Below are 20989 nucleotides of genomic sequence, written 5' to 3' on the forward strand. Positions count from 1 at the left end.
TGACCCTAAGCCGCGCGTTTATTGCCCCAGGTTAGTACGTGGAGCTGAGGGAGAACGCAGGCTTCTTGCCAGCGGTCTTCTGCGACTTTTTCGGCCAGCCATCTTAAACGGTTCAGCACACCGGGGATATCGGCGTCCTGGGTATCATCGACCATATGATTGCCAGCTTGCAGGTAAAGTGGCAGGTGCGGGAAGAGTTTAGCGGCAAATTTGGCATATTCGTAATCAGCCTCATCAAAAATGACGATTTTCAGGCTGGTGTTGGTTTTATCGCCTGTGACCTCAATACATTCACTTAAGATTTCCCAATTTGTTTCAACCCCGGAAGAGGGGCCTTTGGGGCTAAGTGTCAGGTTATCCAGTTTGGCAAACCAGTCACGCGGTAAGCTGCCTTGGGTTTCCATGGAAAAGTCATAGCCTTTGGCCTGCCCCAGATCAATCAGGTCTTCCAGCGGTTGCATGGCCGGGTTGCCGCCAGACAGGGTGACGGACATGGGGGTATTTTGGCTTAAGCGTTCAATTTCCGCCATGACATCAACGCTCTGCACTTTACGCCAGTCTTTGGCATGGTCGGTATCGACAGCATAAAGGGTGTCACACCAGGAGCAGCGATAGTCACAGCCTGCGGTGCGCACGAAAATGGTCGGACGACCCATTTGTGCACCTTCACCCTGAATGGTTGGGCCAAAGATTTCACACAGATTAATCGGCTTGCTCATGGACGATACTCCGCCCAGGTTTTCGGCGTTTCACTGATCCGTACCGCGACGACTTCGGACCAGCGGGCGTGTGACCAGTCATAAAGATGTTTCGCCATCAGTTCCGCCGTGGTGTTGTTCTCGCCTAACACATCATTGAGGTGGCGGTGATCAAGATGGTCATCAATGTAATGTTTCAGGTCAGACAGTTCGCGGTAATCACGCACAAACCCAACACTGTTGAGTTCAGCGCCTTGCAAGATGACTTCACAAATATAATTATGACCATGCAGGCGCGAACAGGGGTGATCATCGGCCAACCCATGGAGCTGGTGGGAGGCTGAAAAATGAAACTGTTTTGAAATGGTGAACATGATTATTTTTCCTGTCCTGCCTGATAGTCTTCACGTGCCTTGATCCAGAAATCAGGATCGGCATATTCAGTGGGGTCTGTTGCACCAGCCAGATGGAAGGCTTCGCGCCGTTCCACGCAGGTGCCGCATCGCCCACAATGGACCTCGCCGCCTTTATAACAAGACCATGTGTCTTCATAAGGCACATTCAGTTTGATGCCTTCTTTGACGATGCCATCTTTGGGGATATGGACGAAGGGGGCATAAAGCTCCACATTGGCATAGCCATCCAAGGCATGGGCTTGCATTTTATTGAAACTGTCGATGAAATCAGGACGGCAATCGGGATAGATAAAATGATCCCCGCCATGAACAGCCGTTGCCACACAATCACAGTCTTGGGCCGCGGCTGCGCCAAAGGCGATGGTCAGCATGATGGCATTGCGGTTGGGCACCACGGTGGTTTTCATGGTGTCTTCGGCATAATGACCATCGGGCACATCCACATCATCGGTCAGGGCTGACCCCGTTAGCAAGGCCCCAATTGTGGTGATGTCAACCGTGTCATGGGGCACGCCCAAACGTTCTGCGCATAAGGCAGCATAAGCTGTCTCTTTCTTATGGCGTTGGCCGTAATCAAAAGAGATCAGTCTTTTCAGTTCATGTTCATGGGCCATTTTATAGGCCAGTGTGACGGAATCCAATCCGCCAGAGCAAATCACAATGGATTTCATTTGCAGGTATCCTTGTTTTATCCGGGTAGGCTGCGACCGGGGTGACCAAAAGGCCACACACAAATTTGTGCCAGCTTATGACAGAAAGTAACGTCTGAGGCAAGGGTGTTTAGGCGGTTTCAACATCCTGCAAATCTAAATCCTGGGTCATTTCCTTTTTCATGACGAATTTCTGAATTTTACCGGTCACGGTCATGGGGAAGTGTTCGACAAAACGGATGTATCTCGGCACTTTATAATGGGCAATTTGACCTGTGCAGAAGTCTTTTACATCTTGATCACTCAGCTCTTCACCTTCATGGAGGATGATCCAGGCGCTAATTTCTTCACCATATTTTTCATCTGGCACACCAAAAACCTGGACATCCATGATGGCGGGGTGACGATAGAGGTATTCTTCGATTTCACGGGGATAGATATTCTCACCACCACGAATAATCATATCTTTGACCCGCCCGGTGATATTGACGTAGCCTTCTTCGTCCATACAGGCGATGTCACCTGTGTGCATCCAGCCATCGTTATCAATGGCTTCTTGGGTTTTTTCCTCATCCCCCCAGTAGCCTTTCATGACACTATAGCCACGGGTGCACAGCTCGCCTTGTTGACCAAAGGACAGGGTGTCACCAGAAACATCAATGATTTTAACTTCTACGTGGGGATGGACCCGTCCCACCGTTGAGACGCGTTTTTCAACGGAATCTTCCGGTGTTGTCTGGGTGCTGACCGGGCTGGTTTCCGTCATGCCATAACAGATAGTGACCTCGCTCATATTCATTTGTTCCAGCACTTGTTTCATGGTTTCCACCGGACAGGGGGAACCTGCCATGACACCCGTTCTGAGGTTGCTTAAGTCATAGTCTTTGAAATCAGGTAAGGCCAGTTCGGCGATAAACATGGTCGGCACACCGTAAAGGGCGGTACATTTCTCATCACTCACAGCCTGAAGAACAGACTGCGGTTCAAAAGCTTCATCGGCAAAAATCATGGTTGCCCCATGGGTCAGACACCCCAGAACGCCCATCACCATGCCAAAACAATGATAAAGGGGCACAGGAATACATAAGCGATCCAGATCGGTGAAATTCTGGCGTGCCGTTACATTCTTACCGTTGTTGAGAATGTTTTTATGGCTAAGCGTCGCTCCTTTGGGAAAGCCCGTTGTGCCAGATGTAAACTGGATGTTGATGGCATCATCAGGGTCAAGGGAAGCGGCAATTTTGACCATTTTCTGATCTGATGCAGCCGTTCCAGCCTGGGCAATGTCATTGAAGGCCAGGAAACCTGCAGGCGCGTCATTGCCGATGACAATGGCATAATCCAGTGTTGGGAGTTTTTCTGATTTTAAAGAACCGGGTTCACAAGATGATATTTCAGGGGCAAGTTCTTCCACCATTGCCACATAATCGGATGTCTTAAAACGGCTTGCCATAACAAGGGCGCGACAGTCGACCTTGTTGAGGGCATATTCAAGTTCACAGACACGATAAGCCGGGTTAATCGTCACCAGAATAATCCCGACTTTGGCTGTCGCCAGTTGGGTTAAGACCCATTCTGCATTGTTGGGAGACCAGATGCCAAGACGATCGCCTTTTTCAAGCCCCAGTGCGAGAAGACCGGAAGCGACCTTATCAACCTGATGCTGGAGTTCTCTATAGGTCCAGCGAATGTTTTGATGGCAGCTGATTAAAGCCTCATTCCCCCCAAATTTCTGGACGGTTTCACCTAAGGCTTCATCAATGGTTTGATGGAGAAGTTCACTTTCCGTTGAACCGACTGTATGACTTACATTAGACATGACAAGCTACCCTATATGCATTTTGATTTCTTATAGGATAAGTAAAAAAACGGCCCTTTTCACGGCATATTACATTTTTTTACATCTTGTAAGAGCTGTAACAGGTAAGGGCGCTATTTTTTCTTCTTCTTGTCTTTTTTATCCTTCTTGGGCTTTTTGCTTTTCTTCTCTGTCGGTGCACCCAGATCAATCTGCACATTATGTTCACTGATCAGCCAGATATTGAGCAGGGTCTGGCTTGCCTTGGCCCAGTCGGGAACCACATCATCAACAGCCTTTTCCAGCGAGGCAATATAGGCAGAAGACGGCGTGGTTTTATCGCTGTTGGCATTTTTTGCCAAAGATTTAAAGCATTCCTTGGCTTCCCCCGGCACCCATGTGGCGAGCCACTCTTTGCCTTCGGCGCGTTTGCGTTCCATATAACTGGCTTGGGCATTGGCATGGCGGGCACGTTTTTGTCTCGCCGTGGGTTTTGCTGATGTGCTTGTATCAGTCATGATTATCATTCCTCCCGTGATTTTGTAACAGGGTATCAAGAAGCATGCGTTTCGTCAAAAAAAGGACTAGCCATTTTCCCCAATATGCCTATTGTCGGAAAAATTTTGTTTGAGTTGAGCATGCCATGACTTTTGAGACAGAAATCCACAAACGTCGCACATTTGCGATCATTTCCCACCCGGATGCGGGTAAAACCACCTTGACCGAAAAACTGTTGTTATTCGGGGGTGCTATTCAGATGGCGGGTGCGGTTAAGGCCAAAGGCGATCGTCGTCGGGCGCGTTCTGACTGGATGAAGGTGGAACAGGAACGCGGGATTTCTGTAGCCTCATCAGTAATGACATTTGATTATCTCAATAAAACCTTCAACCTGTTGGATACGCCGGGGCACGAAGATTTTTCAGAAGATACCTATCGCACCCTGACGGCGGTGGATTCTGCGGTCATGGTTTTGGATGCGGCCAAAGGTATTGAGAACCAGACCCGCAAATTGTTTGAAGTGTGCCGTCTGCGTGATGTGCCGATTACAACCTTTGTCAACAAGCTGGACCGTGAAGGTCGTGATCCGTTCGAAATTCTGGATGAAGTTGAACAGGAACTGGCTTTGGATGTGGTTCCAGCCAGCTGGCCCATTGGCATGGGGCGCAACTTCCTGGGCTGTTACGACCTGTTTAATGACAAACTGATTTTGGTGGATAAGGGCAATAACGACCAGATTGCCGAAGGGATTGAATGTCAGGGATTGGATGATCCAAAGCTGGACGAGCTGTTGCCCGCTGATGCGCTGGAAAAATTGCGTGAAGAAGTCGATATGGTGCGCGGCTTGTGCCCGGAATTTGACCTTGAAAGCTATCTTGGGGGGCATTTGACCCCGGTTTATTTCGGTTCGGCCATTAATACATTTGGTGTGCGTGAATTGCTGGAAGGTCTGGCCAATGCTGCACCAAGCCCGCGTCCGCAAGCCACTACCGATCGTGAGATTGAACCGACAGAAAAGAAAGTGTCCGGCTTTGTCTTTAAAATTCAGGCCAATATGGACCCGAAACACCGTGACCGTATTGCTTTTATTCGTTTGTGTTCAGGTCATTTTAAACGCGGCATGAAGCTTAAGCATGTGCGGACCAATAAAATGATCAACGTGCATAACCCGACTCTGTTTTTGGCCCAAGACAGGGAGTTGGCCGAAGAGGCGGTGGCCGGTGATATCATTGGTTTGCCGAACCACGGCAACTTGCGCATTGGGGATGCATTGACTGAAGGCGAGCCATTACGCTTTACCGGAATTCCAAGTTTTGCCCCGGAAATTTTGCAAAAGGCACGCCCTGAAGACCCGATGAAGGCCAAACATCTAGGTAAGGCCCTGCAACAGATTGCCGAAGAAGGGGCTGCACGTGTGTTTAAGCCGCTGATCGGGTCTGACTGGATTGTTGGTGTTGTAGGGGCATTGCAGTTTGAAGTACTGGCTGACAGGATTCGCACGGAATATAACATTCCGGTGATTTTTGAATCCACACAGCTTTACACAGCGCGCTGGGTGACTTGTTCAGATAATTTGAAACTAAAGAAATTTCTGGATGAAAATCGCGGGGCCATTGGCGATGATCATGATGAAGAGCCTGTCTTTTTAGCGCGTAATGCCTGGCATTTGGATAAGGCGCAGGAAGATTACCCGGAACTGGAATTCCATAAAACAAAAGAGCAAGTGATATAACGTTTTATGCAAGATCCTATTATTTCGTATTTTACCGAACAAGCGTTGCGTGATAGAAAGAAAACGCGTAGCTTGTTTGTGATAAGTAATCAGTAATAGGGTCTTTTTTACGTGTCGCTTTTTCCGGGAAGAGGTAAGTCAATTGGGGGTAAGCTGCGTCTTGCGCTTATGCCGCCCTTTGTGATGGCCGCATTGTTCATGGCGGGCCTGTTCGCATTTTTGACCTATACGGACCTTGAAGCCGAACTGGAAACCAAGCAAAAAACACTGGCTGATATTTATGCCACTGCCCTTTCTGATGCGGTCTGGAACCTGGATCAGTCTGGTGCCGAAGCGATTTTGGCGGCCCTTAGTTTGGACCCCGATGTCGCCGGTGCTGAAGTAAAAGAACAATTTTCCGGTGTTCTAGCAACTGTAGGCAATGCCTTGCCCGGTGACATGGCCGGGCCGTTGTTGGTACGTCGCGCCATTCGTTCTGATGCGGATGTCGGCGGGGAAACCATTGGGGAAGTGGTCATCCTGTTCCATAAGGAACGCCTTGAAGTCCTGTTGCAAGATTCTGTTATTCAGATTTCCGGCCTGTTGTTGCTGTTAATGCTGGTGTTGAGTGTCAGTGTGACAGGGGCAATCCGCCGTTATGTTTCTGACCCGCTGGAAACGCTTTTGCGTGGTATTCAGCGTACCGAAGGTAAGCACAGTCGTGACCCGATCCGTTGGCAGGCTGATGATGAATTTGGCATTGTGATTGATGCGTACAACCGGATGATTGAACGGTTGAGCGAAGAAGAAAAAGCCTTGATTCATGCCAAGAACACAGCGGAAAAAGCCAATAAGGCGAAATCTTCCTTCCTGGCAACCATGTCCCATGAATTGCGCACGCCGTTGAACGGGATTACTGGTATGGCGCAATTGATGGAAGATACGGGGCTGGATGATCGTCAACGCAATTACCTTCACAGTCTGCGCAGTTCCGGTGAATTATTGCTGGCTTTGGTGAATGATATTCTGGATTTCTCCAAGATCGAAGCCGGGGCACTGGAAATTGACCATCATGCCTTTTCACTGCATCAAATGGTGAAAACTGTTGAACAGTTGATTACAACACAGGCCAAAAGCAAAGGCATTCACCTTGAGGTGAGCTGTGATGTGGGGAAAGATGACTATTTCTGGGGTGATGGCTCAAAAATTGCTCAGGTGATGACGAACCTGGGCGGCAATGCGGTGAAATTCACTGATGAAGGTCATGTGAGCCTGCGCATTTCGGTTTTGGAAACAAGCACCGATGATGCGCTGATCCGTTTTGAAGTTGCCGATACAGGGATTGGTATCCCACAGGAACAGATGATTAATCTGTTTAATGCCTTTACACAGGTTGATACGTCTATTTCGCGCCGCTTTGGCGGTACGGGTCTGGGGCTGGCGATTTCAGCCGGGCTGGTTGAGACCATGGGGGGGGATCGTATTCATGTTGAAAGCGAACTGGGCCAAGGTACTCTCTTTTACTTTGAATTGCGTTTGCCCAAATCAGAAGCACCCAAGCATATGTGTGCAGCCGCCCCTCAGGCAGAGGTTATGCGCGAGCTAAACATCTTGTTGGTGGAAGATAACAAGATTAACCGCACGGTGGCCAAGGGCCTGCTGGAAAAAATGGGTCATCAGGTTTCCATGGCTCACGACGGGCAGGAAGGTGTCGATGCGGTTGTCGATGGGGATTACGACATCATTTTGATGGATATCCATATGCCACGCCTCAATGGTCTGGAAGCCACAAAACAGATCCGCAGTATGGATGACAAGGCCAAGGCCAATGTGCCGATTTTGGCCCTGACGGCAGATGTGATGCAAGATAGTATTGAGGAATATTCCAGTCATGGCATGCAGGGCTATGTTGCCAAACCTGTACGCCGCGAAGCATTGGCCGATGCCCTGTTGCCCTATATACTGGGGAATGAAGAAAGCAGTTATATTTAAGGTGTAAGGATTCCGCTTTTATCGCCTTGGTGGAGGGGGGCGCCGGAAAGGTGGCGGCGGTGGCCGTTTGAAACTTTGTCGGTCTGTTTTGACAAAAGGTTGATTGCGAACTGTATCATCAATGACAGCCTGATCCGGGATTTGACATAATGTGTGCAGGCGTTCTGCTTTGGCAATAAAGCGGCGGCGGGCTTGTTTTTCTTTAAATACAAAGGGGCCGTATTGGAAAATTTCCAGCTTGCTTGTTATTTTTCCGCCGATGTTCCTGATTCTGAATGCTCGTTTTTTTCGAGGCAGCTTTTGCCAAAACCCAGCCTGGACTTGATGGTCGTGGATATTAAAGTCACGGGCAAATTGTGCGTTGTGCTGTAAAGAAATAGAGGCCGTAATCCGGCAGTGATCCACATCGACCCTGATCCAGTTATAGTTAAATTTAGTGGATTGTCCGAGCTTATAATGTTGGATGAAACTTTGTTTGGCGAGTAGTGCCCCCATGGATTTCAAAGTGGTCTTGATTTGCATATAGGGCGAGACGGTCGTGCCCCAGTCATCATCCAGATTTTCTTCTTCAAGAGGTCGGCGTTCAACAATCTGGTTCTGTTTTTCAGTTTGTGGTTTTGGGGCCGGCAGGATGTCTTTGGCAGAAAGGCGGGTTTGCTTCTCCAGTTTCTCCAATCTGGCCTTGAGTTCGCGGATACTGCGATTTTCTTCTTCTGTCGCGATCTCTTTTTCTTCCCCTAAAAGATCGGCAAAGACATAGCCAATAATGCCATCACCGCGTTCAACTGCATACCAGGGCTGATCAATGATTTTGGCGGCGACATGGATGGGTTCGCCTTTGGGCAGTGTCATGACCCGTTTGGAACGTACCGTAGGTAAACGCCGGATATTGGCGTTTTTCAGGGCAAACATATTCTGTTCAACCGGATAGAGTTTAAATTCACTGGTATCAATGACGGGGGGCTCAACAACGTCTATGTCTTCTTCATCGCTTTCAATCTTTGCTGGGCGCTTGGGGTAAATCCCGTTTACAGCTGCAACCAGAACCTGTTCACGATTGCCTTGAATGGTGGGCATTTGATCCCGGTTATAGGTTCTGCGTGCCTTATAGCGCATGTCTTCACTTAGGAAACGAGAGACTTCTGCCAGCTTGACCTGACCGTCTTTATCTTGATCGGCTTCCCCGTACAGGGCACGCAGCAGATATTCGGTGAAAAGCCCATGCTGGCTTTCTTCGTCCCAGCTGGCAAGCTGGTCTTTGGAGGCTGCGGTGATGACGGTGAGTGTTTCTTTTTGATCAATATCGCTTGTTTTCTTCTTGGGTAGGATGGTTGCACCGGAGGCCCGTGAAATCAGACTGCCACCATGACTGTTCCCACTGAAACAGGCATCCAGAAAAACCGTAACCGATCTGGCCCCAACCTTTGACAGGTTTTCATAAAGAGTATCAATCGGGTAGCCATTGATCTCAGCGGTTTCAATTTCAGCATCGACAGGTAACAGGTAGTTTTGATTGTCATGTAGTCCGGGCAAGCCATGCCCGGAATAGAAGACATAGAGGTTAGAGACCTGCGGTTTGACATATTGAAAAGCCTTGCCGCGATGATTGCCCCGTCGGCCAAAGGCAGTTTGCATTTTTGCCTGAGTGGCGTCTTTGAGAAAAATGATATTTTCTTCGCGAATTTTCAGGACCGTGCGGGCAAAATGCTGCATAGCCGTTGCATCATTATGTGCAAAGGAAACCTCAGGAATATCCTGATCGACATAGGATTTATTGCCAATAATAATGGCAACGTCGTCATTTTGGGGTTCTGTGCCTTGGGCGGGAAGGGTTATTCCGGTCCAAAGCAAGGAACCCGTCAGGAGAAGATGCAGCGTTTTCATGTTGGTCCTGCCAATTTCAATGGGGTAATTTTACGCCTTAGTCATACCATTGGCAATGTCTACCATTCTTGTTGCAGATGAGAATATCATCACCATAGCGCACAACTCGCTTGTTCTTTTTAGGATAGCGTTTGTATCTGGGGGATTTGTCCCGATAAATTACACGGCGGCGTTCATATTCATCTTGTGCGATTTCATTGCCCAGAACTGCTCCAATAATGGTGCCTGCGGCTGTGGCAACGATGCGCCCCTTGCCCTTGCCAAGGGTGGACCCAAGCAAACCGCCCCCAACAGCACCGATAATCGTGCCAAGGGTGGCGTCATTATTGGCCTTAGCCTGTTGTGTTGCTGTCCCCAGTAATAATGTCGAAGCCATTAAAGCTGTGATGATCAAGCGTTTCATGGTCTTTGTCCTTCATCTAATTGCCTGTGTTCTGGTTATGTCGGGGCCAGAGGCCGTTTTTATTTTAGATGGGAAAATAAAAAAGAAGCTCTGATCCCTCCATAGCTTTGAGCAGATTGAAAACCTGTCAAAAAGGTGATGAAAGATGTTTAGAAAACTGATGTATACATTGGCTGCTTTAAGCCTTTCCACCACAGCCTTGGCGGCTGAAAAATCCCGTGTTCTTTATATGGGGGTGGATGAAGGGACCCAGTTGATTGAACGTGATCATCCGGCTTTTCGCCGGGTGTTTGATCATACGGGCAATTTTCTGGCCCATGAAAATATTCGCCTATTTGAAGAGCGTGCAGGTAAGGCTGTGGGCACGCGCTCTTTTGAAGAGGCGGTTGCTTTAGCGGCCAGTGCCAAACGCAAACAAATGGATGCGGTTGTGCTGATTTCTTTAAAACATATCCGTCATAACCTTGGGGTTAAAAGTAAAGACAAGCTGGTTGCCATTGCAAAGATTTTGGATGGGCGTACCCTTGATGTGGTTGATACGTTAAAGGTCAAAAGCCCAACCGCATCAGTGCGTGAGCGGGTTTGTCATCAACAATGTCGCCAAATGATCATACGCCGACATGTGCGTGAGGTCTTACCGGAGTTCAAGGACAAGCTGGCTAATCGGTTGCGGAAATTTCGCCCGATGAAACACCATGTTAAACAGGCGGAACCCTCTAAAATCACTTTGACTTTAAAGGGGTTTAACGCCCGTGAGGTTCGCCATATCGAAGATCGACTGGTGCGTTTATCTTCAACGCGTGATTTGAGTTCTTTGAAATCAAGCCCGTCAAAACCATCCTTTTGGCTGGAACGTCGCAAAAATGCGCCCAGTGTGCGTGCGGACCTAAGCAACGTCCTCCATACATTGGATTTACAAGCCCGCATTATTCAGACCCCCCGTTATGTTACTCTGGTCAAGGTTCAGCGTGACCTCGCCTTGCTGGATTAAGGGGAGGATGTGATATGAGCGATACAACACAGACAAATGCCATGGCGGAGATCGCATTGGCGCTGGCCATGGGGTTCTTTTCCATCATGGTGTTGACAATGGTGTCCATGGGCTCTGGCATGGTGACACAGGGCACAGCCTCAACAATTAAGGAAGAACCGATCTCTCTTGCCAAGACAGCTGAAAAAACCCCACCAAGTGAGGAACAGGGGGCAGGCGCACAGGTTAAACATGAAGATCTGGTGATTTTCTATAACGGGATGTTTCTAGATCATCGCCTAAAGCCCATTTCAAGTGTGCAGATCAGTAGGCGTGAGAAAATTATATTGGCTGTTTCCCCTGATTTGCCCATGTCTGAAACCATGCAGGTGCGCTCTCAGATCTCTTCAAACGATATGACGGTGGTTATGTTAAATGACATGTGGCTCAACGCCTTGAAGGAGGCCGGATTATGAAACATTTTGTGAAACTTATTTGTTTGTTGGTCCTGTTTTCCATGGGGCAAGCCGATGCAGCAACGCGTTTTGAAGTTAAACAAATGGTGATGGAAGAAGCCATAGATACGAACGTGCCTGTCTCTTTGGCTCTGGCTGTGGCGAAAGTTGAATCAGACTTTAACCCCAAGGCACTTAGTTCAGCTGGTGCGCGTGGCGTGATGCAGATTATGCCGAAAACCGCACGCGATGAATTTGGTGTTTCACCGCGCCGTTTGTGGGAGCCAGAAGTCAATATTCGTTTAGGGGTAGAATTTCTGGAACAACTTTATGATCAGTATGATGGTCGTTGGGAACTCGCGCTTTCCCATTACAATGGCGGTACGGTGAAGGGCAACCGACCACACAGCTATACCCGCAAATATATTGCCAAGGTGCAAAAATGGCAGAAAATCTATCAGGAACAGGCCAATCTGTGGGAAGCTTTGAGTGTAGAAGAAAACGCCTTTGATGAGAAAGAAGACTTCGAGCTGGTTGATTTCAGGGAATGGCGTTATCGCGGCGATCATGGCGATTGGCGGGATGAAGGGTCTTTACGCGATGATTTTGAAGACGACTGGCCTGAAACCCGTATTATCATTGTGGAACGTCAGCAGAAACAGGGCTGGCGCCGCCCACCGCCGCCACCTTTTGGCGGTTGGAAACAACGTCCCCCTCGTCCTCGCCATTTCCATTGATTAGGAAGGGGCTTCTGGATATTCTCTTTGCAAAGATCAAAGAGGGTAGCTCGTGGATAATACACAAAATATATTGTTAAAGGCTGGGGGGAAAGAACAGGTTCTGGTGGACTTTGGGGCCATTTGTGAAGCAACGACCACCGAAGGCTTGCCCAAATATGCCACCCGCCCGACCTTGGAAAATCTGGCGAAATTTATCACGGCCCAAGGTGTAGGCCCCAATAAAGACCTGGCCTTGTTTGAATTGTGCCATCTGGTGTACGGTGTTGCTGCGCTCAAGGGGAGCGAGGCGCTGGTGAATTTCTTTATAAGCCCGCACAAAGCAACTCCTGCCCAATATCGTGATTTTTTAAAAGGCGGGGACCATGAAAACGTCCATTATATGGAAGATCATATCCGCCTGAATATTGAGGGTAAATGCTTTGACATCCGTTTTGGCCGGATGCCCTTTTTGGTCTGCCTCTATGAGTTCCTTGTTGCGATGGACAGTTTTGCCCATTTTGCTCATTTCAATGATTTATTTTCAGTACTGATTGAACAAAAGTTGACGGATAAAGCCTTACGTGACTGTACGAACGCTTTGGCCGCAGAGTTACGCAAATATCGCATTGCCAATCTGGCGACAGCTCAGGCTGATGGGAAATTCGTGCAGGTTTACAAGTTCCTTCAGGAGCAAAGTCAACAAAATCAAATAATTTTGGATGATCATTCAGTTTTGAACTTCTGGTGCCTCCATAACGGAGGGAAAGATTACAGAGGATATAGAACTGTGTTTGATCTCTTTAGTGATTTTGCCAAGTCGTTTGAAGAAACGCAACGTATTGAAGCTTCCCATAATGCCCAGTCTCTTGGGGTGAACAGGGAAGAGGGTGAAGTTGATATCGCAAATGACGATGTACAAAGTGACATGCTGGCCGATTGGGTCATGCCCTTTAATACCTTTGATCAGGAAAGCTTTAAGGATGTACGTTTTTTCAAAAAGAAAACCGAACGTAATCCGGTTGAGAAATTGATGGCTTATGGCCCGGATGCCTTGCGTCTTCCCTTGGCCTTTATCCGTTATGAAATTTTCGGTCAGGTTCAGTCCGGGATCACGAATGATTTACAGGTCGGGCGTTCCAAAGAGACGCTTGAGCAGCGCATCACCTGTGAAGATGTGCTGACCTATGAAGAACGCATCGGCCAATGTGAAGTGATTTTGGAACATGTCAAAAAACTTCAAGCCTCCAGTCTGCATGTTTTATCGCAGAAACAAGACAATGTGGTGGCCTTCCCCGGTGGCGGGGCTGAGGCTGCACAAACGGCTTTTAAGAAAATGAACCGCAAGGGCTTTGATGAAATGGCCTTTGAACAGATGGATATTTTTGAACAGGCAGCTCAGGCCCTTGTGGTGATGGAACGTCAGCTTAATAAATATCTCGCCTTGTTGAAAGAACGTCATATTACAGACCAATTTGACGGGGATAAAACATCCTTTAGCACACAGTTTCAAAACCTCTATCAGGAGGTACTCTTATGATAACCATTAAAAAAGAACAGGCGGATGCGGCCAAAGAAAAATTCGTCGAACTACAAACCTATCGCCATTTGATGGCAAATAAGACGGGTGGTGGGATTTCGCCAACCCGGCTTTATTCCTTCATGAGGGGGGATGTGGATGACGAGGTCGCTGCGCAGCTGAAAGTTAATCTGGGTTTGCGCCGGGCCTATCGTAATTTGCTTAAATCCCAAGCTTTCTTCCATGTGCCAGAGGCACTGGCGGCAAGTACGGATGAGTATCCAGAACGCCACTGTGATGGCTGTGTTGTCCGCCTTCAGGTCTCACGCGCTCAGGAAAATCAGCTGTACCTGATTATTGAACTGAGCGATCAGCGACGTAACATTCCCTTTACCCTATCGGTTTTTGGCAGTGATGAAAGCTGTGAGATGCTGGATCTGCCTGATGCACGCAATGGGGTGATCCAGACGATTATTAACCGCCAGTCTGGTCTTGCCCGTCTGTTGGCTGACCCGAAAACGGAGATTTTCCTCAGGTGAAAAAGATCGCCATTCTCATTGCGACGACAGGTGGGCCTGTTTTGGTGGATCGCATTACGCCAGAACCGGCCCCGCAATCCATGGTCTGTTTGCGCCGTCAATCTGATGTGTTGCCTATCAGTGCGGATTATGATGATTTCGTGCGTCCGGGAAGTGGTGTCATCATGCGTGAATTTGGTCCTTATGAAGAAGGGGCCTTTCGTATGGATGTCAGCGGGCCGATTGGCACGGGGCTCAGTTGGCAATTGGGTATCTTTGCTGCCCATGCGGTCTTTAAATCAGATCAGTGTGAATTGTCTGATTTGGAAAATGCCGATTTGATCCTGTGGCTTTCAGGCACGGTGGACTATGACCTTAATGTGGGGGAGGTCGGCCATATGGCTGAAAAAGTGGAAAGTTCAGCCATTTTATTTGCAGATTATATTGCTCGTGGCACACCGATCTTGTTTGGAGCTGGTGTTGAAAATGCTAAATTTTTGGCAGAACACAAACCACCGAAGGGCATTGAGATTGCCAGCCTGAAGACCACCCATGACTTGTTGCCTTATCTGGGTGGGGCTGAGGACGAAAAAACAGATAAAAACGCTGCGGGTTTTTGGGTGATGGCAGGGTTCGTTCTTGCGGCTGTCGCTGGGTTGTTTTTCTTTACCCAGCAAAAAGAACAGACCGATATTTTCCCCCAAGAAACGCTTTCCAAGCTGGAAATTACCCTGACTTCTGATCAGGGTAAGGAACCCGTCTATTATTTTGGCGATGAACTAAACCTGATTGTTTCACTGAGCAAAGATGCCTGGGTTCATTGTTTTTATGAACAGGTTAACGGGGATGTCCTGAAAATCTATCCCAATGCCCAGGTCTCCGGTGATGGCTTTTTAGAGGCGGGTCGTCTCCATGTCCTGAGTGGTGGAACAGATAGTGAATTCATTATCCGGTTAGGCCCTCCTGCGGGAGAAGAAAAAGTCATCTGTTTGGCGAGTGCAGAGGACAGGGCCGTTGAAGAGCCTGTTGAAGATTTAGCCCAAGATAGTTTGTTTATTACGTTGAAGCCCTGACACCCCCGTCCTCGCGTATAGCAGGGACCTTTTTCAAGACGAGAAAGATTTCGCATCAAGTGCGAAATGACGACTTTTTTCTCCTGCCCATATAAAAAACACCTCTGTTCCCTCCATAAGGTTTGTAAGCACATTAACCAAACGGAGAGTAAGAGGATGTCTGCTTTATCCAAAACCAACAAGAAACGCGCACTGGCGGGCCTTTCCCTGTTGTGTGCCAGCGTGGCACTCAATGCCTGTGTGACGCAACCGCCGTCTTTTGGGGGCGGGATTGATTTTCGTCAGGCTCGCTTTAATGAAATTTCAGCGATGCGCGAATATCGCGACTGTCGCGACCATGCTTTGGAACTGGACCGTGAAGCTCAGACCAAGCATGATCCCGCAAAATACCTTGCCAGTGCCCGCATGATTGAAAAATGTGAGTCCAAGTTGGGTCCCGATGTGGCTGATGTCGCCACAGATGAACGGATGCGCGCTTATGCCCTGACCATTCAAAACCATTTGAAAGGCGGCAATATCGAAGGGGCGCGTGAGAACCTCGATAAATTCAGCACCAGTTTCCAAGGTCAGGATCTTTATTTTGCCGATGGGTCTTCGTTTATTCAAACCATGGAAGTGCTGTTGGGTAAACGTGGGGCAGGCTCTATTGGGCGCTATTCCGATGCCAATGTGAATGCGGAACTAAAATCTGAATTACGCCGCGTGCGCTATTGGGAACGCAATTAAGTAAAGGAGGCCCTGATCATGTCTGAATTTCCCCTTATCATTCATCGTGTAGAACCTAAAAAACTGGCCTTGGCCCTGGGGGCTGTCTTCTTGGGTGGTGTGGTTCTCATGGGGACAGCCTCGGTTGCGTTAAGTGCACCGAACTGGACACCACAAAGTTCGGAACGTCTGGTGAAATTACCACCGAGTTATCTTAAAAAATCCATTGATCATGATTTTGCCAATTCTGCCCTTGGCAGTGCGATTGCTGAAAAAGAAGAAAATATTTCCTTAAAAGGCGGGACATTGGGCGATTTACAAAAAGCCATTGAAACTGCCGACGGTGACGTACGTGGTGAGTTGCGCCATCAATTTTTGGCGGAAAAACGTAATTACCTTTCCATGATGTCAGAACGCAATGACCTGCGCCGCAAGCATTTGCGAACCAAAAAACGGTTGTTTGACGATATGATGGATCGCCTGTCTCAGGAAGAAGGGGCAATGACACCGGAAAAAGAAGAATTGATTGAACTGCAAAAGGCGGCAGCAGAACGTTTTGAAAGTTCGCTGGCACAGGTTGATCAACGCTTGTTTGAAGCCCCGGAACTGGAAGAAAGTAAATATTCCAAGGCGTACGCCCAAAATAGAACAGCCATTGAACAATTGGTTGCACGTATTGAAAACCATCGCATGAATCAAAGCCCTGTCTCTGAAAACGGTGTGGAATTGACCCGCGAAGAACATGTTCGCCGCATGATGGCTGATGTGCAAACCGAACTGGCCGTTCTGGATCAGGAAGAAACCATTCTTGGCTATATGGCGAAGCTGGTGGCACTGGATGCGATGGCACTGGCTGAAGAAGGACTGGATGAAGAGTTGCTCGACAGCGATGTAGCTGTGACCTCCATGACACCTGCCAAGAATGTATCGTTTTTCTTAAGTAACTGATTTTAATAGGGAAGGAGTAATCCCATGAAACCCAAGCTTATGATTTTTGCCGGTGCGGCCCTGATGGCTTTGGCAACAACCACAGCCCATGCTGATACGTTGGAAAATCTGGAACGTGAACGCTCTGTCACCATTCGCACTTTCTTTGATGCCAGTCTGACAACAGATCAACGCCAGGCCAAACTGGATAGCCAGCGTCGCCGCTTGGTGGATCTGGAACGTATGGTGATGCGTGATAAATCTCTGCGTGGCAAGAATACGAAAACAGTGCGGATTGCCTTTAAAAACTATGATGTGACATTTCTTGGCCATGCTTCGGCTGAAAAGGGCCACACCATGGTGGATCATTGGTTGATGCAATTTGGCGTCTCCACCGATGATTTGATGTCCACCCGTGTGGGGAGACGTTAAGATGTCTTCTTTCCTGCATATGGCTGATAGCGGGTCGCGTGCGCTAAGTTATCTGCTTGGGGCGATCTCTATCGGATTGGCAGGCGCTGTGTTTGCCACCTCTATGGCGCCAACGGCGATTGCCCAATGGACATTGGAAGTCTTTGGTGTTTCGTTTGTTACCCTGTTTTCCATGCTTGTGTTTCTGACCCTTTTTGCCTGGGTGCGTATGGGCCAGTTTGTGGAACGCAAAGATTTCTGGCTGGAGGTCGGGCTTCATGGGGCCAATGGTGTCTCCACACTGGCGCTGACCTTTACCTTGCTGGGGATCAGTTTAGGGATCGGCACATTGGCGGAACAGGAACTAACCCCTGAAACGGTTCAGCCGATTATTCGTGACCTGACCAAACATTTCTCATTGGCCTTTTTAACCACGGTTGTGGGGTTGCCCAGTGCGGCTGTCTTACGTGCGTTATTGAGTGTCAGTCACCAACGGTTAAATGAGGAGACACCATCATGAAATACCTTATCTTTAATGCGGCTGTTTTTCTCGCCCTTGGCTATTTGATCGCCGGGGGAAAGCCCGCTGATATGCAACAGCATGTGGAACGCAGTGTGCAGAAAGTCAAAGCCCAGGCAGAACGGATTGTTGAAAAGCCAGCACCGCCTAAAGTGACAAAGCCAATTGCGCAAAAAATTGTGGAAAGCGTGAAAAAACCACAACCTGTGAAAAAAGAGGTTCAGAAACCAGCAAGCCCGCCCCCACTGCCCAAAGCTGTGGATGTGGCAAAGGTTGAACCGAAAAAGGCACCGTCTCGTGCGCAGGCAACAGTTCAAAAAACAAAAGTTGCCCCTGTGATTGAACAGGCTGAAAAAACAGCGACAAAACCGGTTACAGCCCTAAGTGATGCAAAAGAACGCAGCAAAGCCTTGCGTCAGATGGTAGCGGATATGGAACAGATGTTCGCTGAAAAAATGACCCGCTAAGGATGATTGATCATGACCCGCCAAACAGCCCATAGACTATCCATTTTAACCACGTTGATTTTTATTGGCTGGGTGGTCTGGTTGTGGGTGATGGGAATGGAGTCTGATCAAAAACATGTTGAGGAGGTCCAGAAACCTCAGGTCGTCGAACGCACCAAGCCCCAGGAGGTTCAACAGGCTCAGGTCTTTATCTTGCCTGCGCCGCCCAAGGCAGAAGCGAAAAAACAGGATGTTGTTCCCGTTCAGGCTCCCCAAGAAAAAATAAAGCCTGCCCCGGTTAAAAAAGCAGAACCCGTTGAAAAAAAGCTTATACAAACTGTTCAAAAAGAACGCCCCCTTCAGAAACAAAAAACTCAAAAAGTTATTTCAGAACAGCAGGTTCAGCAGGTGAGCCCGGTGCAGGTTGCCAGTGGACGGGCGCTGTTGCGGGTGTTGGAACATGGCAAGGGGCCGCAAATTGAAATTGCATGGCCGCAGAAGGCAAAGGCCCGTGAAACCCTTTATGAGAATTTTCAGTCTTGTTTTGGAATGGAAAATGCGCTGATGGACCGGGCGGGTAATTTGTTTCGTATGGCAGAAGCCCGTGGTGTGCGCTGGGAAATTAATATGGATCGCTATAGCGGCTTTTTGCGCCAAGCTGCGGGGCGGCTTCCCCGTGGGGAGCAGCGGATTTATCAATCAGTGATCCGTCACCATAAAAGCCTGAAGGCCCCCATTGTTGTGCGTATTTTTCCACGCCGTGTGGATGCATCTTTGTTGGGGGGACTCAGGGCGGTGGTCGGGGATACATACATGCAGGCCAAATCCATACAGGCGCGTTATGATATCCAAAACCGCCAAATTGTCGTGCGTGATCTTATTTATGATGGTCGTCCGATTGCAGGGGTGATTGCCCTGACCCCTTATCAAAGATGTGCATGGAGGGTGTGATGAAAAAAGTAGTCCTTGTCTTGATCGGCTGTGGTTTGTTTCTTACAGCTTGTGTCACCCCACAATATCGCGAAGCTTCTTCTGTTGGGGCAGAACAGCAATTAAATGCGCTGGACATCAATTATCAGGTCACGGGTTTGTTTCATCGTGATCCCCCCGATTGTGTGACGGTGATGAAGGCGCAGGCTCCACAGGCTCCGCAGATGGGGGAGGTGCTGTCCGTTGCCTTGGCACGTCATTTGGGTGAAAAAGTTGATCGGGTGATTTTCCCGCGCAAACGAAAATCTATTGAACGCACACAGGGCTATGACCTGCAAGACCAAGGGGATCGCCGGCGTTATTCCCTTTATACAGGTTGTCGTTTTTATGCCGTGGCCCAGCTTTATGATCTCGGGGATGATTATGTTGGCTTTGCGGCTAAAAAACATGTGGGGGTACGTCTTGATTTACGCCGTATAGAAGATGACCAGCCCTTATGGCAGGCAGCCCATACGGTCTGGCGTGCAGAAGGCAACATGCCCCTTTCTCCTTTTAGTGTTATTGGTGGGGTAGCCAGTGCAACGGTTTTTAATAACGATTCTCAGGTTCTTCCCTCATTGGTTGATGATGCCATGCGCAGAATGGTCAAAACCCTGCCTTATAGCCTGTAAAACGGGATAAATAAGGTGTTTTTCGGGATTTAAAGTCGCAAAGCTTGACCACCCCTCCCGCCAAAGGGCATCATAATGAAAAGATTGGTAAAAACTCAATCTGGGGAGGTGTATATGAGCGCGATCACCAACCCGTCTTTGATGTGGATACAGGCGGGATCATGCAGCGGGGATTCCATGTCGTTGCTGTGTGCAGAAGATCCGGACTTTGCAGGGTTTTTAGAACGTAACAAGGTGGACTTGTTATGGCATCCCTCTTTATCTGTTGAACCAACAGATATGTTGCAAAAACATATTGATGACATTTGTAACGACCAGCGTGAATTGACGATCCTGTGTGTTGAAGGCAGCTTGATGCTTGGCCCCAATGGCACCGGGATGTTTGACAGTTGGCGCAATCAGCCGAAAAAAGATATCATCCATGCCTTGGCACAAAAGGCTGTGCATGTGGTCGCCATTGGGACCTGTGCCTCTTTTGGCGGGGTGCATGCTGCCAACCCGAACCCGACAGATTGTACGGGGATGCAGTTTCATAAAGGGGCCATTGGCGGGCTTTTACCCATGGACTGGAAGGCACGTGGCGGCTATCCCGTGATTAATATATCAGGTTGTCCGGCTCACCCTCATACGATGATACAGGTGTTGCAATCTTTGGTGCGTGGGGTGGCGCTGGACTTAAATGATGTGCAACAGCCGGAAGTCTTTTTCAACACGATGGTCCATCAGGGCTGCACGCGTAATGAATATCATGAATATGATATTGAAGAGACCGAATTTGGCAATGAAGGATGCTTGTTCTTTAATCTGGGTTGTCAAGGGCCTGTGACCCACGCAACCTGTAATACGGAACTCTGGAATAAAACCAGTAGTAAAACCCGCGCAGGGGTGCCTTGTATTGGCTGTGTAGAGCCGACTTTCCCTCGTGACAAGGCATTGTTTAAAACAGATAAGATCGGCAACGTTCCGGTGGAACTGCCCCTTGGTGTCACCCGTCCACGCTATATGGCCTATAAGGGGTTAGCCAAGGCCGCAGCTCCCAAGCGTGTCTCTTCTCGCAAGATGAAGCCATAAGGGGGAA

The 20989-nt window shown here is 48.7% G+C and carries 23 protein-coding genes; 16 read left to right on the forward strand and 7 right to left on the reverse strand.

Annotated elements, in window-relative coordinates; genetic code table 11:
• Nucleotides 1-5: 5 nt before the first annotated feature.
• The 5 genes from queE to E4K71_RS01305 all read right to left on the reverse strand — a co-directional run bounded on the left by queE (nucleotide 6) and on the right by E4K71_RS01305 (nucleotide 4080).
• Nucleotides 6-719 carry a 7-carboxy-7-deazaguanine synthase QueE gene (queE, locus tag E4K71_RS01285; protein WP_135075428.1) on the reverse strand — a complete coding sequence of 238 codons (714 nt, stop codon included), beginning with the start codon at nucleotides 717-719 and terminating at the stop codon, nucleotides 6-8.
• A complete protein-coding gene (locus tag E4K71_RS01290; protein WP_135075431.1) occupies nucleotides 716-1072 on the reverse strand; it encodes a 6-carboxytetrahydropterin synthase in 357 nt (118 codons plus the stop codon). Before E4K71_RS01290 ends, queE begins: the two co-directional genes overlap by 4 nt.
• Nucleotides 1073-1074: 2 nt before the next feature.
• Nucleotides 1075-1785 carry a 7-cyano-7-deazaguanine synthase QueC gene (gene queC, locus E4K71_RS01295; RefSeq protein WP_135075434.1) on the reverse strand — a complete coding sequence of 237 codons (711 nt, stop codon included), beginning with the start codon at nucleotides 1783-1785 and terminating at the stop codon, nucleotides 1075-1077.
• A 109-nt stretch (nucleotides 1786-1894) separates the two neighbouring features.
• On the reverse strand, nucleotides 1895-3583 hold the full coding sequence (locus E4K71_RS01300; protein WP_135075437.1) for an AMP-binding protein: 1689 nt from the start codon (nucleotides 3581-3583) through the stop codon (nucleotides 1895-1897).
• A gap of 113 nt (nucleotides 3584-3696) precedes the next feature.
• Nucleotides 3697-4080 carry a hypothetical protein gene (locus E4K71_RS01305; RefSeq protein ID WP_135075440.1) on the reverse strand — a complete coding sequence of 128 codons (384 nt, stop codon included), beginning with the start codon at nucleotides 4078-4080 and terminating at the stop codon, nucleotides 3697-3699.
• A 125-nt stretch (nucleotides 4081-4205) separates the two neighbouring features.
• Between E4K71_RS01305 and E4K71_RS01310 the strand changes: the two genes are divergently transcribed.
• Entirely contained in the window at nucleotides 4206-5792 is a 1587-nt protein-coding gene (locus E4K71_RS01310) for a peptide chain release factor 3 (protein WP_135075443.1), read from the forward strand.
• A 198-nt stretch (nucleotides 5793-5990) separates the two neighbouring features.
• Nucleotides 5991-7763: an ATP-binding protein gene (locus E4K71_RS01315; protein WP_167730193.1), complete on the forward strand. Its 1773-nt coding sequence runs from the start codon at nucleotides 5991-5993 to the stop codon at nucleotides 7761-7763.
• An 18-nt stretch (nucleotides 7764-7781) separates the two neighbouring features.
• On the opposite strand, the gene E4K71_RS01320 is transcribed toward E4K71_RS01315, so the two are convergent.
• Nucleotides 7782-9647, reverse strand: coding sequence for a caspase family protein (locus E4K71_RS01320; RefSeq protein WP_135075449.1), 1866 nt, complete (start codon nucleotides 9645-9647; stop codon nucleotides 7782-7784).
• 37 nt (nucleotides 9648-9684) lie between these two features.
• Nucleotides 9685-10050 carry a glycine zipper 2TM domain-containing protein gene (locus E4K71_RS01325; protein WP_135075452.1) on the reverse strand — a complete coding sequence of 122 codons (366 nt, stop codon included), beginning with the start codon at nucleotides 10048-10050 and terminating at the stop codon, nucleotides 9685-9687.
• A gap of 145 nt (nucleotides 10051-10195) precedes the next feature.
• On the opposite strand from E4K71_RS01325, the gene E4K71_RS01330 reads away from it, so the two are divergent.
• From E4K71_RS01330 to E4K71_RS01395, 14 genes are all read left to right on the forward strand, one after another.
• Nucleotides 10196-11041 (forward strand): hypothetical protein, encoded by an 846-nt coding sequence (locus tag E4K71_RS01330; RefSeq protein WP_135075455.1) that lies wholly within the window; start codon nucleotides 10196-10198, stop codon nucleotides 11039-11041.
• A 14-nt stretch (nucleotides 11042-11055) separates the two neighbouring features.
• Nucleotides 11056-11496, forward strand: coding sequence for a hypothetical protein (locus E4K71_RS01335; RefSeq protein ID WP_135075458.1), 441 nt, complete (start codon nucleotides 11056-11058; stop codon nucleotides 11494-11496).
• Entirely contained in the window at nucleotides 11493-12212 is a 720-nt protein-coding gene (locus E4K71_RS01340; protein ID WP_135075462.1) for a lytic transglycosylase domain-containing protein, read from the forward strand. Before E4K71_RS01335 ends, E4K71_RS01340 begins: the two co-directional genes overlap by 4 nt.
• 52 nt (nucleotides 12213-12264) lie before the next feature.
• Nucleotides 12265-13731: a hypothetical protein gene (locus E4K71_RS01345; RefSeq protein WP_135075465.1), complete on the forward strand. Its 1467-nt coding sequence runs from the start codon at nucleotides 12265-12267 to the stop codon at nucleotides 13729-13731.
• The gene (locus tag E4K71_RS01350; protein ID WP_135075468.1) at nucleotides 13728-14249 is read left to right on the forward strand and encodes a hypothetical protein; all 522 of its coding nucleotides are present in this window, start codon (nucleotides 13728-13730) and stop codon (nucleotides 14247-14249) included. Before E4K71_RS01345 ends, E4K71_RS01350 begins: the two co-directional genes overlap by 4 nt.
• Complete coding sequence (locus E4K71_RS01355; RefSeq protein ID WP_135075471.1) at nucleotides 14246-15301, forward strand: DUF4384 domain-containing protein; 1056 nt, start codon at nucleotides 14246-14248, stop codon at nucleotides 15299-15301. The genes E4K71_RS01350 and E4K71_RS01355 overlap by 4 nt, the downstream gene beginning before the upstream one ends.
• 156 nt (nucleotides 15302-15457) lie before the next feature.
• Nucleotides 15458-16027, forward strand: coding sequence for a hypothetical protein (locus E4K71_RS01360; protein WP_135075474.1), 570 nt, complete (start codon nucleotides 15458-15460; stop codon nucleotides 16025-16027).
• Between the two features lie 18 nt (nucleotides 16028-16045).
• On the forward strand, nucleotides 16046-16954 hold the full coding sequence (locus E4K71_RS01365; protein ID WP_135075477.1) for a hypothetical protein: 909 nt from the start codon (nucleotides 16046-16048) through the stop codon (nucleotides 16952-16954).
• A gap of 24 nt (nucleotides 16955-16978) precedes the next feature.
• On the forward strand, nucleotides 16979-17365 hold the full coding sequence (locus E4K71_RS01370) for a hypothetical protein (RefSeq protein ID WP_135075481.1): 387 nt from the start codon (nucleotides 16979-16981) through the stop codon (nucleotides 17363-17365).
• A gap of 1 nt (nucleotide 17366) precedes the next feature.
• Nucleotides 17367-17864: a hypothetical protein gene (locus E4K71_RS01375; protein ID WP_135075483.1), complete on the forward strand. Its 498-nt coding sequence runs from the start codon at nucleotides 17367-17369 to the stop codon at nucleotides 17862-17864.
• Nucleotides 17861-18331 (forward strand): hypothetical protein, encoded by a 471-nt coding sequence (locus E4K71_RS01380; protein ID WP_135075486.1) that lies wholly within the window; start codon nucleotides 17861-17863, stop codon nucleotides 18329-18331. Before E4K71_RS01375 ends, E4K71_RS01380 begins: the two co-directional genes overlap by 4 nt.
• A 12-nt stretch (nucleotides 18332-18343) precedes the next feature.
• Nucleotides 18344-19261 carry a hypothetical protein gene (locus E4K71_RS01385; protein WP_135075489.1) on the forward strand — a complete coding sequence of 306 codons (918 nt, stop codon included), beginning with the start codon at nucleotides 18344-18346 and terminating at the stop codon, nucleotides 19259-19261.
• A complete protein-coding gene (locus tag E4K71_RS01390; protein ID WP_135075492.1) occupies nucleotides 19261-19911 on the forward strand; it encodes a hypothetical protein in 651 nt (216 codons plus the stop codon). Before E4K71_RS01385 ends, E4K71_RS01390 begins: the two co-directional genes overlap by 1 nt.
• Nucleotides 19912-20025: 114 nt before the next feature.
• On the forward strand, nucleotides 20026-20982 hold the full coding sequence (locus E4K71_RS01395; RefSeq protein ID WP_135075495.1) for an NADH:ubiquinone oxidoreductase: 957 nt from the start codon (nucleotides 20026-20028) through the stop codon (nucleotides 20980-20982).
• The last annotated feature ends 7 nt before the right edge of the window (nucleotides 20983-20989 follow it).

The sequence above is a fragment of the Terasakiella sp. SH-1 genome (genome assembly GCF_004564135.1).
Classification (GTDB): domain Bacteria; phylum Pseudomonadota; class Alphaproteobacteria; order Rhodospirillales; family Terasakiellaceae; genus Terasakiella.